We start from the raw sequence: 15,164 nt of genomic DNA on the forward strand, positions 1-15,164 counted from the left end.
GTGGGGCCGAAATTGCTATTTTTGCCTCGCTTCCGCCACGACTTTTTTTAAGCTGGACCATCTTTCCCTGCGGCTTGCCATCGGCCGCGACGATCGGAGCACTTCATGCGCGTGACGCGCCTTTTCCTTTCCGCCGCTCTCCTGTCGACGGCCATCCCGATGGCTCCGGCCTTTGCCGTGCCCGCGCTGCAGGCGCATCGGGCCGTTTACGATCTGACCCTCAACAAGGCGTCCGACCGCTCGGGGATAACCGGCATTTCCGGCCGCATGGTGTATGAGTTCAACGGCTCGCCCTGCGAGGGCTACACGGTGAAGTTTCGCTTCGTCACCCAGATCGTGACCAACGACAACACAAGGCTGACCGACCAGCAGACGACCACCTTCGAGGACGCGGAAGGCAAGACCTTTTCCTTCGTGACAAAGTCCTTCGTCGACCAGAACCTCGACAAGGAGGTCAAGGGCACCGCGATCAGAGAGGCCAAGGGCCTAAAGGTCGATATCGACAAGCCCGAAAAGAACACCCTCGAGCTCGCCGCCACCCAGTTTCCCACCCAGCATCTCGTCGAACTCATCGGCAAGGCCGAGGAGGGCCAGAACTTCTACCAGACCAATCTGTTCGACGGCTCGGAGGACGCCAACAAGGTGATGACGACCACGGTCGTGGTCGGCAAGAAGACGGATTCCGACAAGTCCGACCCGGAAGCGCCGGCGCTGGCGAAGCTCGCGACCGACAAATACTGGCCCGTCGACATCGCCTATTTCGACGAGACCGACAAGAGCGGCGAAGAGGTGCCGGAGTACCGGATCAGCTTCAAGCTGCACGAGAACGGCATCACACGCGACCTGGTCATGGACTATGGCGACTTCTCGATGACCGGCAAGCTGGTCAACCTGTCGCTATTCGATCAGACCAAGCCTTGCCCGGCTTCCAAATAGCAGCGCTTTGACGACAGGTGGCCCGCCTTGTGCGCTTGGCTCCGATGCCATGCGTAAGGCTTCTGCGAGGCGGTGGACCTGATGGCGGTCTATGTCGATGCGGCGATCTGGAAATGGGCCGGCCATCGCTGGTGCCACCTGCTGGCGGACGATACGGACGAACTCCATCGCTTTGCCGCCGAACTCGGCCTCAAGCGTTCGTCCTACCAGGGGCCGCCCAAGACTTCGGCCCCCCATTACGATATCACCGGTTTCGAGCGCGACCGCGCCGTGCGGCTGGGCGCGGTCGAATGCAGCCGCGAGGAGATCGTCGCTATCTTTCGCCGGGTGCGGGTGCCGAACGGCAAGATAAGACGCTGACTGCATATCGTTATCCCAGAACCGCAGCACGTTTCTGGGCGCACATGCTTTGGCTGCGCATATCGCCGCAGGCAAAACGGCGCCCCGCGTTCCAGCGGGCTCAAAACGTCCCGAAACTTCTGCCATGCCGTCCGGCCCGTCCGCAGCCTCCATCGGACTGCCGATAAAACCGGACAGATCATCTGCTGCCTAATCCGGACAACCATGTGCTTACGACAGTTTGCCGGCGCCCGGCTTGCGTTTGTGGCGCTTCCCCTCTATATGCGCGCTCATTCCACACACGGACTTTGGTGTCTGCCCGGGAGAAATCCGGCTGAAACCTCCGGTGGCATCTAGGAAATCCATCCGAAATGCCTGTGTCCGTGGAGGCCAACCGGAAAGGAACTAAAGAATGGCTCTGCCAGATTTCAGCATGCGCCAGCTTTTGGAAGCTGGTGTTCACTTCGGCCACCAGACCCATCGCTGGAACCCGAAAATGGCGCCTTACATCTACGGCGCCCGCAACAACATCCACATCATCGACCTGTCGCAGACGGTGCCGCTGCTGCACCAGGCGCTGAAGCAGGTTTCCGACACCGTCGCCAAGGGCGGCCGCGTGCTGTTCGTCGGCACCAAGCGCCAGGCGTCGGACATCGTCGCCGACGCCGCGCAGCGTTCGGCCCAGTACTATGTCAACTCGCGTTGGCTGGGCGGCATGCTGACCAACTGGAAGACGATCTCGAACTCGATCCAGCGCCTGCGCAAGCTCGACGAGACGCTCGCCGGCGAGGCCCAGGGCCTGACCAAGAAGGAGCGCCTCAACCTCGACCGCGAGCGCGAGAAGCTCAACAAGGCGCTGGGCGGCATCAAGGACATGGGCTCGACGCCGGATCTGATGTTTGTCATCGACACCAACAAGGAAGCGATCGCTATCCTCGAGGCCAAGCGCCTGGGTATTCCGGTCGTCGCCATCATCGATTCCAACTGCGACCCGGAGAAGATCGACTTCCCGATCCCCGGCAATGACGACGCAGCGCGCGCCATCCAGCTCTATTGCGATCTGATCGCCAAGGCTGCGATCGACGGCATCGCCCGCCAGCAGGGCGCGCTCGGCATGGATATCGGCGCGTCGGCCGAGGCTCCGGTTGAGCCTGCACTCGACACCCCGGCCGCCGAGGCTCCGGAAGCTTGATAGCGAAGGCCGCCTGCGGCCTTCATCTTTCCAATAAATTGGCGCGCTAGAGCGCTTTTGCCGGGCGCATCATCGAGATTCGATGGTGCGTCGGCGCTTTTGAAACAAAGAGGCGAAAATGAGCATTTCGGCTGCACAGGTCAAAGAACTCCGCGACTTGACCGGCGCGGGCATGATGGATTGCAAGGCGGCGTTGAATGAAACCAACGGCAACATGGAAGAAGCCGTCGACTGGCTGCGCAAGAAGGGCATCTCCAAGGCCGACAAGAAGGCCGGCCGCACCGCGGCCGAGGGCCTGATCGGCGTCGATGCCGGCGTCCGTGAGGCGGCGATCGTCGAGGTCAATTCCGAGACCGATTTCGTCGCTCGCAACGCGGCCTTCCAGGAGATCGTCGCCAACGTCGCCAAGGTCGCGCTCGCTTACGGCGCGACCGAGGCCGTGGCAGCGGCCAAGTACCCGGGCTCCGAAAAGTCGGTTACCGACACCATCAAGGACGCGGTCGGCACTATCGGGGAGAACATGGGCTTCCGTCGTTCGGCCAAGCTTGCGGTCGCGCACGGTGTCGTGGCGAATTATGTGCACAACAAAGTCGCGGACGGCCTCGGCAAGCTCGGTGTGCTTGTTGCTATCGAAACCACCGGCAATGCGGAGGCCGCAAATGCCTTTGGCCGCCAGGTCGCTATGCACGTCGCAAACTCCAATCCGGTTGCGCTGACGGCGGAAGAAGTCGATCCGGCACTGGTCGAGCGTGAGAAGGCAATCTTCTCCGATCAGGCGCGCCAGTCCGGCAAACCGGAAGCGATCATCGAGAAGATGGTCGAGGGCCGCCTGCGCAAGTTCTATGAAGAGGTCGTGCTCTTGAAGCAGGCCTTCGTGCTCAACCCCGACGTCACCGTCGAGAAGGCGCTGAAGGATGCCGAGAAAGAGATCGGCGCCCCGGCCAAGATCACCGGCTACGTGCGTTACGCGCTCGGCGAAGGCATCGAGAAGGAAGAGACCGACTTCGCGGCGGAAGTCGCGGCCGCGGTCAAGAAATAGCCCGAAGCACAGCAAGGCTAAGCAGCTCAGGCAACTCGGCCGGGTGTCCGCAAGGATGCCTGGCCGATTTTCGTTTTGGGGGGCGATGAATGCTCTGCCGGCTGTCCCCGCCGATCCCGGCAGAAGGCGACGCGGTCAGCATGGCAAATGATCGAAAAAGCCTGGTATTTTGCGCAAGGGCGCCGCGTGACATCGCGGCGGCCTTCGTGTATCGGGTCAACCCGTCATGCCAGCGCCGCCAGGCGAGGCGAGCAGTTTCCGCCTCCAGATTTGCCGCGCCGAGATTTTCGAGGAACCAGATGACGGTGAAGCCCCTCTATCGACGTGTCTTGCTGAAAGCTTCGGGCGAAGCGCTGATGGGGGAACAGCATTTCGGCATCGACGTTTCGGTCGTCGACCGTATCGCGGCCGATATTGCCGAGGCGCGCGCGCTGGGCATCGAGGTCGGCGTCGTCATCGGCGGCGGCAACATCTTCCGCGGTGTGGCCGTCGCCTCCAAGGGCGGCGACCGTGTCACCGGCGACCACATGGGGATGTTGGCTACCGTCATCAACTCGCTGGCGCTGCGCACGTCGCTGAACAAGATCGGCGTCGATGCCGTCGTGCTTTCGGCCATCGCCATGCCGGAGCTCTGCGAGAGCTTCTCCCAGCGCCAGGCGACCGCCTATATGAACCAGGGTAAGGTGGTCATCTTCGCCGGCGGCACCGGCAATCCGTTCTTCACCACCGATTCGGCCGCAGCGCTTCGCGCCGCCGAGATCGGCGCCGACGCGCTGTTCAAGGGCACCCAGGTCGACGGCGTCTACTCGGCCGATCCCAAGAAGGATCCGAATGCGGCACGTTTCGACCGCATCAGCCATGCCGAAGTCATCAAACGCGGCCTTACGATCATGGATACGGCCGCGATTGCACTTGCGCGTGAAAACAACATTCCGATAATCGTCTATTCGATCCACGAAAAGGGTGGTTTCGGCGACATTCTCAGGGGCGGCGGCCGTTGCACGATCGTCGCCGACAACTGATCGAGACCAGGTCGGCCGAATGACCGCCGGTTTTGGACCTGGCTGGAAGAGAACTGGGCTAGAAGAGAAGCAGTGAACCCGGCGAACGGGTCGAGGAGATGAACATGAGTGGCGAGTACGACGACCTCAAGCGACGCATGGACGGGGCGATCGCCGCCTTCAAGCACGATCTCGCCTCGCTGAGAACCGGCCGCGCCTCCAGCAACCTGCTCGATGCGATCCAGGTTCAGGCCTATGGCACGGCGATGCCGATCAACCAGGTGGCCAACATCTCGGTGCCGGAGCCGCGCATGCTGTCGGTCTCGGTCTGGGACAAGTCGATGGTCGGCGCGGTTGACCGCGCCATACGTGAAGCCAATCTCGGCTTCAATCCGATCGTCGACGGCACCAATCTGAGGATTCCGCTGCCCGAACTGAACGAACAGCGCCGCAAGGAGTTGGTCAAGATCTCGCATGGCTATGCCGAGAACGCCCGCGTCGCTGTTCGCCATGTCCGCCGCGACGGCATGGACTTCCTGAAAAAGGCTGAAAAGGACGGCAACATCAGCGAGGACGATCACCGCAAGCGCTCCGATCAGGTCCAGAAGTTGACCGACGAGATGATCAGCACCATCGACCACCTGCTTTCCGATAAGGAAGCTGAAATCATGCAGGTTTAGAGTCGGTCGCTCACCGGCTCGAAAGCGAGACCATGACAACGCCCGCGCATGTCGCGATCATCATGGACGGAAATGGACGCTGGGCCAAAGCGCGCGGCATGCCGAGGCTTGCCGGCCATCGCGCCGGCGTCGAAGCCCTGCGCAAGACGGTGCGAGCGGCTCCCGAACTCGGCATCTCGTTCCTGACCGTCTACGCCTTCTCCTCGGAAAACTGGTCGCGGCCGAAATCCGAGGTCAGCGACCTGATGGGCCTGCTGAAGCTCTTCATTCGCCGCGATCTCGCCGAACTGCACCAGAACGGCGTGCGGGTGAGGGTGATCGGCGACCGGGAAGGGCTGCAGCCCGACATCAGAGGGCTGCTGCAGGAGGCCGAGTCGCTGACCGCCGGCAACGAGGCGCTGACGCTGGTCATTGCCTTCAACTATGGCGGCCGCGACGAGATCGTGCGCACGGCGCGCAAGCTGGCTGCTGCCGTCGCGCGCGGCGACATGGATTGCGATGCGATCACGGCGGAGAGCTTCGCCGGCTCGCTGGACACCAATGACATTCCCGATCCAGACCTTGTCATCCGCACCAGCGGCGAGCTCAGGCTGTCGAATTTTCTCCTCTGGCAAGCGGCCTACAGCGAGCTCGTCTTCCTGCCTTGCTACTGGCCCGACTTCAACGCAGAGTATTTCGCCGAGGCCCTTCGCAATTTCGCTGGCCGCGAGCGCCGCTATGGTGGGCTGGCCGCCCATGAAGTCGCCTCGTAGCTACCCGCGCGATGAGCAACCTCCAGCAGCGCGTCATCTCGGCCATCGTTATGGCGGCCGTCACGCTGATGCTCACCTGGCTTGGCGGACTGCCTTTCCGCCTGTTCTGCGCGGCGATCGCAGCCGTCATCTTCTATGAATGGACGCGCATGTCGCGTCCGACCGCCGCGGGCGGCGTGCTCGGCTTGCTCCCGGAAGCACTGATTCTGGTTTTCATCGGCGCGCTCATTGCCGGCCTGCCAGCCCTGTGGCTGCTGCTCCTTGCCGCGATCCTCGTCGCCGTCGCGGCTTTCGCCACACGCATGCAGCGGACTGCGCAGTGGGAAGCCGCGGGGCTGGCCTATGCGGCACTTTCCGGCTTTGCGCTGGCCTATCTGCGCGGTGACGACCATTCCGGCCTGGTCGCCATACTGTTCCTGTTCGCGGTGGTGTGGGCGACCGACATCGCCGCCTATTTCGTCGGTCGCGCTGTCGGCGGACCGAAATTGGCGCCATCGATCTCGCCAGGCAAGACACAGAGCGGCGCGCTTGGCGGCGCGGTCGGCGGCGTGGTCGCCGGCCTGCTGCTGGGAGTTCTGGCTGGAGCCGGCAACCTCGTTCAGCTTGGCTTCGTTGCGCTGGCGCTCTCGATCGTCTCTCAGATCGGCGACCTGTTCGAATCCTGGGTCAAGCGTCGGCACGACTGCAAGGATTCAAGCAACCTCATCCCGGGCCACGGCGGCGTCATGGACCGGGTGGACGGGCTTGTCGCGGCGGCTTTCGCCCTGTACGTCATTGGTTGGATTGCGGCGGGCGCCGACCATCCGGCACTGGGGCTGTTTCCGAACTGAGTGCGTTGCCGTTTGGCGAAAATCCGGGCGCGCCACGCATTTGCCCGGATTGATGCCACAGTCGCGGAGAGTGTCGCTCGCTGCGGGCGAATTTGAGGTCATGAGTTGAACGAGATTCTTCACGCGGTCTTCAGCACGCAAGGCTTTGTCCTCGGCACGCTGGTGCCGTTTCTGTTCGTGCTGACAGTCGTCGTGTTCGTGCACGAGATGGGCCATTACCTGATCGGCCGCTGGTGCGGCATTGGCGTGAAGGCCTTCTCGATCGGGTTCGGTCCCGAGCTGCTGGGGTTCAATGATCGCCATGGCACGCGCTGGAAGCTGTGCGCCATCCCCCTCGGCGGCTACGTCAAATTTGTCGGCGACATGAACGCGACATCGAGCCAGCCGAGTGCCGAAGACATCGAATCACTGAGCGAGGCCGAGCGCCGGGTTGCCTTCCATACGCAGCCGATCTGGAAGCGAGCGGTGACCGTGGTCGCCGGCCCGCTGTTCAATTTCCTGCTCACGATAGCTGTCTTCGCGGTGCTGTTCACTGTCTATGGCCGCCCGGTCATGGAGCCGATGGTAGCCGAGGTCACGACCGGCAGCCCGGCGGCACGCGCAGGAATCCAGCCCGGCGACCGATTCGTCAAAGTCGACGGCAGCAAGGTGGAAACCTTTGCCGACGTGCAGCGCATGGTTTCCGGCCGCGCCGGCGACGCCATCGCTTTCACCATGCTGCGCGACGGCAAGGAGGTCACCGTAACCGCGACGCCAGAGCCCATGGAGCAAGAGGACGCGCTGGGCAACAAGGTCAAAATGGCCGTGATCGGAGTGGTGAACAACACCGAACTCGGCCAACCCCGGCTGATTTCCTACAGTCCTGCCGGGGCGCTGGCCGCGGCGGTCGAGGAAACCGGCCATGTCATCCAGCGGACCGGTCAGTTCCTGAAGCGTTTCGTTGCCGGCCGCGAGGATAAATGCCAGCTGGGGGGGCCGATCAAGATCGCAAAAATGTCTGGCCAGGCAGCAAGGCTCGGCTTCGAGTGGTTGGTACAGCTTGTTGCATTCCTGTCGGTCGGGATAGGAATTCTCAATCTGCTGCCGATTCCCCCTCTCGACGGCGGCCATCTGTTGTTCTACGGGGTCGAGGCGGTCATCCGGCGCCCGGTGTCGGAACGGATGATGGAAATGGCCTACCGGACAGGACTGTTTCTGGTGCTCGGGTTCATGCTCTTCGTTTTCTGGAATGATCTGTTTGGGTGCTGAAATCATGAAGGAATTTGGCTTCGGCACCACCTATGTTGAGACGCCGTTTACCATGCGTGGGGATATGCGTGACGCGAAAGCCACGCATCACGGTTAAGTAAATACAAATTAACCCGGAGCCTTGCGTGTAGGGAAAATCCGGTTAATACGGTACGGGAAATTACCGCACGTCCGGTTTTCTCGCCGTGGGGACTACGAGAAAAAGGTACCAAAGCCCGATGAAGGCAGCATCCAAGTTTTTAAGCGCCGCGTCCGCGGCGGCTTTGTCCGCCGCCCTGGTTTTGCCAGGCGCGGTCGCAATGCAGTTCGTTGCGACATCGGCAGCCGAAGCGGCCGTCATCTCGAGGGTTGAGGTCAGCGGTAACCAGCGTGTCGATGCCGACACCATCCGCAACTACATCACGATCAAGCCTGGCAAGCCGTTTTCCAGTTCCGATATCGACGACGCCGTGAAGGCGCTGTTCGGCACAGGACTGTTCTCGGATGTGCAGATCAATCAGGTCGGCTCCACGCTGGTCGTCAAGGTTTCCGAGTACAAGGTCGTCAACCAGGTCCTCTTCCAGGGCAACAAGAAGCTCAAGGACAACGCGCTCCAGGCCGCGATCCAGTTGAAGCCGCGCGCGACCTTTTCGCAGCAAGCGCTTGATGCCGATGTCGAATCGGTCAAGGCGGCGTACCGGCGCATTGGCCGTGACGATGCCGCGGTAACGACCCAGATCATGGATCTCGGCGACAACCGCGTGAACGTCGTCTTCAACATCGTCGAGGGCGCGCGTACCCAGATCGCGGCTGTCAATTTCGTCGGCAATCATGCCTATTCCAGCCGCCGCCTGTCCGACGTCATCAACACCAAGCGCTCGACCTGGCTTTCGTTCGTGCTGCGTGACGACGTCTATGATGAGGACAAGCTGCGCGCCGACCAGGAGTTGCTGCGCCGGTTCTACTACAATCACGGCTATGCCGACTTCCAGGTCGTCTCCGCCGTCGGCGAACTCGACGAGGCGACCAACAAATACACGGTGACCATCACCGTGCAGGAAGGCGAGCGGTACACGTTCGGCGACGTCAGTGTCGAGAGCACCATTCCCGAAGTCGACTCGAAGTCGCTCGAATCAGTGGTCGAGACCCACAAGGGCGACGTTTACAACGCCAAGGATGTCGAGGATACGATCGTAGCCCTGACCGAGAAGGTTGCGGGTTCGGGCTATGCCTTCGCCCAGGTGACGCCGCGCGGCGACCGCAATTTCGAGAACCATACGATCTCGGTCGTCTACACCATCGACCAGGGCACCAAGGCCTATGTCGAACGCATCGAGATTCGCGGCAACGACCGCACCCGCGACTATGTCATTCGCCGCGAATTCGACGTCAGCGAGGGCGACGCCTTCAACCAGGTGCTCATCCAGCGTGCGAAGAAGCGCCTGGAAGCGCTCAATTATTTTGAGAAAGTCGAAATCTCGACCGTTCCGGGTTCTGCCCCCGACCAGGTGGTCCTGGTGGTGGACGTGGTCGAGAAGTCGACCGGTGAATTCTCCATCGGCGCCGGCTATTCGACCGGCGGCGACACGCCCGGTCCCTCGGTGGAAGGCTCGATCACCGAGCGCAATTTCCTCGGGCGCGGCCAGTACATCAAGCTGGCGGCCGGCGGCGGCAAGCACTCCCGCGACTACAGCATTTCCTTCACCGAGCCTTATTTCCTCGGGCGGCGTATCGCCGCGGGCTTCGATGTCTATCAGTCCACCCGCGAATACGATCACTATGACACCGAAACGACCGGTGCGACTATCCGCTTCGGTCTTCCGATCACCGACAGCGTCTCGACGCAGCTCGCCTACAACATCTCCAAGGAAGAATATTCCTATCCGGATAGCTGTTTGACCAACGGCGTGCTGGATCCAGCAAAGTGCGATGTCTCCGCGGCCATTCAGGAGGGCGTCGCCGATAGCCCGTGGATAAAGTCGTCGGTCAGCCTTGGCCTGGTCTACAACACCATCGACGACATGAAGAACCCGCATGAAGGGTTATACGTCAACGGCACGACCGAGGTCGCCGGTCTGGGCGGCGATGCCAAGTGGGTGAAGGTGACCGGACGCGCGAGCGTCTACCAGACCTTGTCCGAGCAGCTCGACCTCGTCGGCCTCGTCTCAGGCGGCGCTGGCCATGTCTCGGGCTATGGCGATGATGGCCTGCGGATCTTCGATCAATTCCAAAGCAACGATCGCATGATCCGCGGCTTCGAATATGGCGGCATCGGCCCTGTGGATACCAACACCGGTGACCATCTCGGCGGTACGACCTATTTCAATGCCTCGGCCGAAGCACAGTTTCCGCTGCCTGTCATACCGGAAAGCTTCGGTTTGCGCGGTGCAGTATTTGCCGATGCCGCGACGCTTTATGGCAGCGCGATCGACACTCCTGGTGTCACCCAGTCCTCGACCGACATGAAGTGGCGCGCATCGGTTGGTGTCGGCCTGATGTGGGCTTCGCCGTTCGGCCCGATCCGCATCGACTACGCGGTCCCGGTCAAGAAAGAGCCGACCGACGACGTGCAGGAATTCAACTTCGGCATAGCGACCCGCTTCTGATCCGCGGGTTGCGATCTTCCGGGCTGCCAGGCGGCCTGGAAGTGACTGATCCGACCTAGCTGGATATTGCTTCTGGATGACCGATCCGGTGTTCTTCGCGCCCTCACGCCGGTATACGGCTGGCGAAGTCGCGAATCTGACCGGCGCGACCCTGGTCGATTCCGGTCAGGCCGATATCGCTATCGAAGCGCTCGCCCCGGCCAACGAGGGCGGCAAGGGTGCGCTCGTCTTCGTTGACGGCAAGCGCAATTTCGCCCTGATGCAGTCGCTCAAGGCGGCCGCGGTCCTGTGTCCAGCCGACTTTGCCAGCAAGGCGCCACAAGGCGTTGCCGTGCTTGTGCATCCGCGTCCGCAACAGGCCTTCGCAATGGTGGGACGCCTGCTGTTTCCGCTGGCCGCCACACCAGGTCCGATGACCGGCGAAACCGGCGTTTCGCCGCATGCACACATCGATCGGTCGGCGCATGTCGAAGAGGGCGTGGTCATCGAGGCCGGCGCCGTGATCGGACCGGACGCATCGGTAGGCAGCGGCACCGTCATTGCGCCGCATGCCGTCATCGGCCGTTCCTGCAAGATCGGCCGCGACGGCTATGTCGGCCCGGGCGCCAGCATCCAATACGCGCTGATCGGCAATCGCGTCATCATCCATGGCGGCGCGCGGATCGGCCAGGATGGCTTCGGCTTTGTGGGCGGCGCCAAAGGCCCGGAGCGCGTCCCGCAGATCGGCCGCGTCATCATCCAGGACGACGTGGAAATCGGTTCAAATTCCACAGTTGATCGCGGCGCCATGTCCGACACCATTATCGGCCAGGGCACCAAGATCGACAATCTCGTGCAGATCGCCCACAACGTTCGCATCGGCCGCAATTGCATCATAGCCGGGCTTTCGGGTATTTCCGGGTCCGTCGTCGTCGGCGACGGCGTCACCATGGGCGGCGGCGTTGGCCTCGCCGATCATCTGACGATTGGACCAGGAGCCAAGCTTGCTGCAAGAAGCGGATTCATGAGCAACGTTCCGGCAGGCGAGGTGTGGGGCGGCTATCCGGCGCAGCCGATGGCGGAAGCCATGCGCGAAATCGCGATGCTGCGCAGGCTGGCAAGGACGCGCAAGCAGGGCGATGGAAATGGCTGACATGGTGACGACGACGCTGGAAGCGGTTGACATTATGGAGCTCATGAAGCTCCTGCCACACCGCTATCCGTTTCTCCTGATCGACCGCATCGTCGACATCGACGGCGACGACTCCGCCGTTGGCATCAAGAACGTCACCATCAACGAACCGCATTTTCAGGGCCATTTCCCGCAACAGCCGGTGATGCCCGGGGTGCTGATCATCGAGGCGATGGCACAGACGGCGGGCGCGATCTGCATCCGCAGCCTCAATACGGAAAAGCCGTCGCTGGTCTATTTCATGACGATCGACAACGCGAAATTCCGCAAGCCGGTCGTGCCTGGCGATCAGCTCAGGATCCAGGTCAAGAAAATCAAGAAGCGCGGCAATCTGCTCAAATTCGCTTGCGAGGCGATGGTGGATGGCGCAAAGGCCGCTGAAGCCGAGGTTTCGGCTATGATGGTCACCGGCTGACGGTTTGAAATGCTTATGAAACTCCAGACATCAATCCATCCTTCGTCGATCGTCGAAGAGGGCGCCCAACTTGGCGAGGGCGTGCGTATCGGGCCCTTCTGTCACGTCAGCGCCGACGCCGTGATCGGGGACCGGGTCGAACTGGTCAGCCACATCTCAGTGATGGGCGCGACGACCATTGGCGCGGCGACGAAGGTCTATCCGATGGCGACGCTCGGAGCGCCGCCGCAGAATACCAAGCACAAGGGCGGGCGCACCACACTGGTCGTGGGCGAGAATTGCACCATCCGCGAAGGCGTCACGATGCATCTCGGCACGGATTCCAGCCGCGGCGAGACGACGGTCGGCGACAATGGCAACTTCCTCGCTTATGCCCACATCGCCCATGATTGCGTCGTCGGCAGGAACGCCACCTTCGCCAACGGGGCGACGCTCGGCGGACATTGCGAGATCGGCGACAACGTCTATATCGGCGGCCTCACTGCCGTTCATCAGTTTGTCCGCATCGGCAACAACGCTTTCATCGGCGGCTGCTCGGCCGTAGTCGGCGACGTCATTCCCTTTGCGATCGCCGTCGGCAATCGCGCCAAGCTGCGCGGGCTCAACATCGTCGGCCTGAAGCGCTCAGGTTTGCCGCGTGCCGAAATCTATTTGCTGCGCAAGGCTTACAGGATGATCTTCGACCATTCCCGCACCGTCGGAGAGAATGTCGAATTTGCCAAGGCGGAGTTCGGCTCGTCGCCGACGGCGATGAAGATGATCGACTTCATCACCAGTCGTGGCAAGCGGCACTATGCCGTCCCGCCGCTCAAGGGTGGCGGCGACGATGACGATGGCGATGACGAGGGCTGAGCCCGCTGGACAAGGGCCTGCACTCGCGCCGGGTTCCAGGGTCGGCATCATCGCCGGTGGCGGCAGCCTGCCGGTTGAAGTGGCGGAAGGTCTGGCCAGCCAGGGACATTCGCCTTTCGTCATCCTCGCCGAAGGCGAGGTGGATCGCGAGGCGGACTTCGCCGTCTACGAACAGGCGACCCTCGCGCTGGAAGACATCGGTTCGCTGCTCCCCGTGCTGAGACGTCAAGGCATCAGCCATCTGGTTCTTGCCGGCGAGATCAGGCGCAGGCCACGGCTGACCAGACTGCGTCCCACCCCGGGTCTGCTGGCGATGATCCCCACCGTGATCATGGGACTCTCGCGTGGCGACGACGGGCTGTTGAAAGTTCTCACACGCTGGCTCGAAAGGCGCGGCATCACGGTTGTCGGTGCCCATGAGATTGTTCCTGAGCTTGCTGCCAGCCAGGGCACACTCACCACGGCCGGACCAAGGCAATCCGATTGGCGCGACATCGAGGCGGGCCGCGCGGCGGCCAAGGCCATAGGCGCGCTGGATGTCGGCCAGGCTGCGATTGCGATCGGCGGGCGGGCCATCGCGCTGGAAGGCATTGAGGGCACCAACGGCCTGCTCGAAAGAACACGGGAGTTGCGGGGACACGGCAGGCTCGCCGGAAAGACGCGCGGCGTGCTGGTCAAATGCGCCAAGCCCGGCCAGGAACTGCGCGCCGACCTGCCTTCGATCGGCCCGCAGACGGTCGAGGCGGCGCATGCCGCGGGCCTGGCCGGCATAGCTGTCGAAGCCGGTCGCTCGCTTATCCTCGAAGGCCCGGCGACGCTGGCGCGTGCCAACGCGCTGGGTCTGTTCATCGTCGGCCTGCCCGCGACGGAGCCGGCCGATGGCCGGTGAGAAGGCACTCAGGATCGCGATCGTGGCCGGGGAGGAATCCGGCGACCTGCTGGGCGCCGACATCGTGCGGGCGCTCGAACGGGCGACGGGCCGCAAAATCCAACTCCTCGGCATCGGCGGCCGCCATCTCCAGGAACTGGGGCTCGCGCCGCTCTTCAACGGCAGCGATATCGCGCTGATGGGTTTCAGCGCGGTGTTGCGCGACCTGCCGCGCCTGATGCGGCGCATCAGCCAGACGGCCGCGACAATCGCCGCCGAGCGGCCGGACTGCCTGATCACCATAGACAGCCCGGATTTTTCGCTGCGCGTCGCGAAGAAGGTTCGTGCCGCCAATCCGGCCATACCGATCGTCCACTATGTCTGCCCAAGCGTGTGGGCTTGGCGGCCGGGCAGGGCGGTGGCGATGAAGCCCTATGTCGACCACATCCTCTGCATCCTGCCTTTCGAGGTCAAGGCGCTCGCTGCCCTCGGCGGCCCGCCCGGCACATATGTTGGTCACCGCCTGACACGGGATCAGGGTGTGCTTGGTGCTGCCAAGGCGCAAGCGGCGCCGCGCGACCTTTCCGCCGACCGCGTGAAGACGCTGCTCGTGCTGCCGGGGTCGCGCCGCGGTGAGGTGCGCCGGCTGCTCGAGCCATTCGGCAAGACAATCTCGGTCCTGCACCAGCGCGGCCACCGATTGCGCCTATTGCTGCCGACGGTGCCGCATGTCGCCGAACTGGTCAGGGCGTCGATCGCGACCTGGGACGAGAAGCCCGAGATCATCACCGATGCGGAGCGCAAATGGCAGGCTTTCGGCAAGGCCGATGCTGCCCTGATCGCCTCGGGAACCGTTTCGCTGGAACTTGCGCTCTGCAGCGTCCCAATGATCTCTACCTACAAGGTCGATCCGATAGCGAGGCAATTGCTGCCGCATCTGATCACGACCTGGTCAGCGCTGCTGCCCAATCTGATCTCCGATCGAGTCCTGGTTCCCGAATTCTACAATCAGTTTGTCAGGCCCGAGAATCTGGCACGTCAGCTGGAAGCGCTGTTCGCCGATAGCGGCATGCGGGCGTGGCAGAAGGCCGGCTTCGCAGAGATCGCCAGGCGAATGGCGACCGAGAAGCCCTCCGGAGAACTCGCCGCCGAGGTGGTGCTGGAATGCATCAAGAGGAAGTGGTGAATAGTGAAGAGTGAATAGTGAATAGTGAATAGTGAGTGAGAAGGTGTCCCTCGCTATACTATTTCACCAT

The 15,164-nt window shown here is 62.5% G+C and carries 15 protein-coding genes; all 15 read left to right on the forward strand.

Annotation, left to right across the window (positions count from 1 at the left end):
• The first annotated feature begins 105 nt into the window (after window positions 1-105).
• The 15 genes from EN818_RS01690 (at window position 106) to lpxB (ending at window position 15,094) form a co-directional block, all read left to right on the forward strand.
• Window positions 106-936, forward strand: coding sequence for a cell envelope integrity EipB family protein (locus EN818_RS01690; protein ID WP_095805901.1), 831 nt, complete (start codon window positions 106-108; stop codon window positions 934-936).
• 81 nt (window positions 937-1,017) lie between these two features.
• The gene (locus EN818_RS01695; RefSeq protein WP_095806147.1) at window positions 1,018-1,296 is read left to right on the forward strand and encodes a DUF4031 domain-containing protein; all 279 of its coding nucleotides are present in this window, start codon (window positions 1,018-1,020) and stop codon (window positions 1,294-1,296) included.
• A 391-nt stretch (window positions 1,297-1,687) separates the two neighbouring features.
• Window positions 1,688-2,467 (forward strand): 30S ribosomal protein S2, encoded by a 780-nt coding sequence (gene rpsB, locus EN818_RS01700; RefSeq protein WP_095805900.1) that lies wholly within the window; start codon window positions 1,688-1,690, stop codon window positions 2,465-2,467.
• 118 nt (window positions 2,468-2,585) lie between these two features.
• Window positions 2,586-3,506: a translation elongation factor Ts gene (gene tsf / locus EN818_RS01705; protein ID WP_095805899.1), complete on the forward strand. Its 921-nt coding sequence runs from the start codon at window positions 2,586-2,588 to the stop codon at window positions 3,504-3,506.
• A gap of 299 nt (window positions 3,507-3,805) precedes the next feature.
• On the forward strand, window positions 3,806-4,528 hold the full coding sequence (gene pyrH / locus EN818_RS01710) for a UMP kinase (RefSeq protein ID WP_095805898.1): 723 nt from the start codon (window positions 3,806-3,808) through the stop codon (window positions 4,526-4,528).
• 104 nt (window positions 4,529-4,632) lie between these two features.
• Window positions 4,633-5,187, forward strand: coding sequence for a ribosome recycling factor (gene frr, locus EN818_RS01715; protein WP_095806146.1), 555 nt, complete (start codon window positions 4,633-4,635; stop codon window positions 5,185-5,187).
• A gap of 32 nt (window positions 5,188-5,219) precedes the next feature.
• Entirely contained in the window at window positions 5,220-5,939 is a 720-nt protein-coding gene (locus EN818_RS01720; RefSeq protein WP_095805897.1) for an isoprenyl transferase, read from the forward strand.
• An 11-nt stretch (window positions 5,940-5,950) separates the two neighbouring features.
• Window positions 5,951-6,769 carry a phosphatidate cytidylyltransferase gene (locus EN818_RS01725; protein WP_095805896.1) on the forward strand — a complete coding sequence of 273 codons (819 nt, stop codon included), beginning with the start codon at window positions 5,951-5,953 and terminating at the stop codon, window positions 6,767-6,769.
• 105 nt (window positions 6,770-6,874) lie between these two features.
• The gene (gene rseP, locus EN818_RS01730; RefSeq protein WP_095805895.1) at window positions 6,875-8,017 is read left to right on the forward strand and encodes an RIP metalloprotease RseP; all 1,143 of its coding nucleotides are present in this window, start codon (window positions 6,875-6,877) and stop codon (window positions 8,015-8,017) included.
• Between the two features lie 218 nt (window positions 8,018-8,235).
• Window positions 8,236-10,602 (forward strand): outer membrane protein assembly factor BamA, encoded by a 2,367-nt coding sequence (gene bamA, locus EN818_RS01735; protein ID WP_095805894.1) that lies wholly within the window; start codon window positions 8,236-8,238, stop codon window positions 10,600-10,602.
• 76 nt (window positions 10,603-10,678) lie between these two features.
• Entirely contained in the window at window positions 10,679-11,734 is a 1,056-nt protein-coding gene (lpxD, locus tag EN818_RS01740) for a UDP-3-O-(3-hydroxymyristoyl)glucosamine N-acyltransferase (RefSeq protein WP_095805893.1), read from the forward strand.
• Window positions 11,727-12,188 (forward strand): 3-hydroxyacyl-ACP dehydratase FabZ, encoded by a 462-nt coding sequence (fabZ, locus tag EN818_RS01745; RefSeq protein ID WP_095806145.1) that lies wholly within the window; start codon window positions 11,727-11,729, stop codon window positions 12,186-12,188. The genes lpxD and fabZ overlap by 8 nt, the downstream gene beginning before the upstream one ends.
• Window positions 12,189-12,203: 15 nt before the next feature.
• Window positions 12,204-13,040, forward strand: coding sequence for an acyl-ACP--UDP-N-acetylglucosamine O-acyltransferase (lpxA, locus tag EN818_RS01750; protein ID WP_095806144.1), 837 nt, complete (start codon window positions 12,204-12,206; stop codon window positions 13,038-13,040).
• Window positions 13,021-13,929, forward strand: coding sequence for a UDP-2,3-diacylglucosamine diphosphatase LpxI (lpxI, locus tag EN818_RS01755; protein WP_245420348.1), 909 nt, complete (start codon window positions 13,021-13,023; stop codon window positions 13,927-13,929). Before lpxA ends, lpxI begins: the two co-directional genes overlap by 20 nt.
• A complete protein-coding gene (lpxB, locus tag EN818_RS01760) occupies window positions 13,919-15,094 on the forward strand; it encodes a lipid-A-disaccharide synthase (RefSeq protein ID WP_095805891.1) in 1,176 nt (391 codons plus the stop codon). The genes lpxI and lpxB overlap by 11 nt, the downstream gene beginning before the upstream one ends.
• The last annotated feature ends 70 nt before the right edge of the window (window positions 15,095-15,164 follow it).

Source organism: Mesorhizobium sp. M3A.F.Ca.ET.175.01.1.1 (genome assembly GCF_004791945.1).
Classification (GTDB): domain Bacteria; phylum Pseudomonadota; class Alphaproteobacteria; order Rhizobiales; family Rhizobiaceae; genus Mesorhizobium.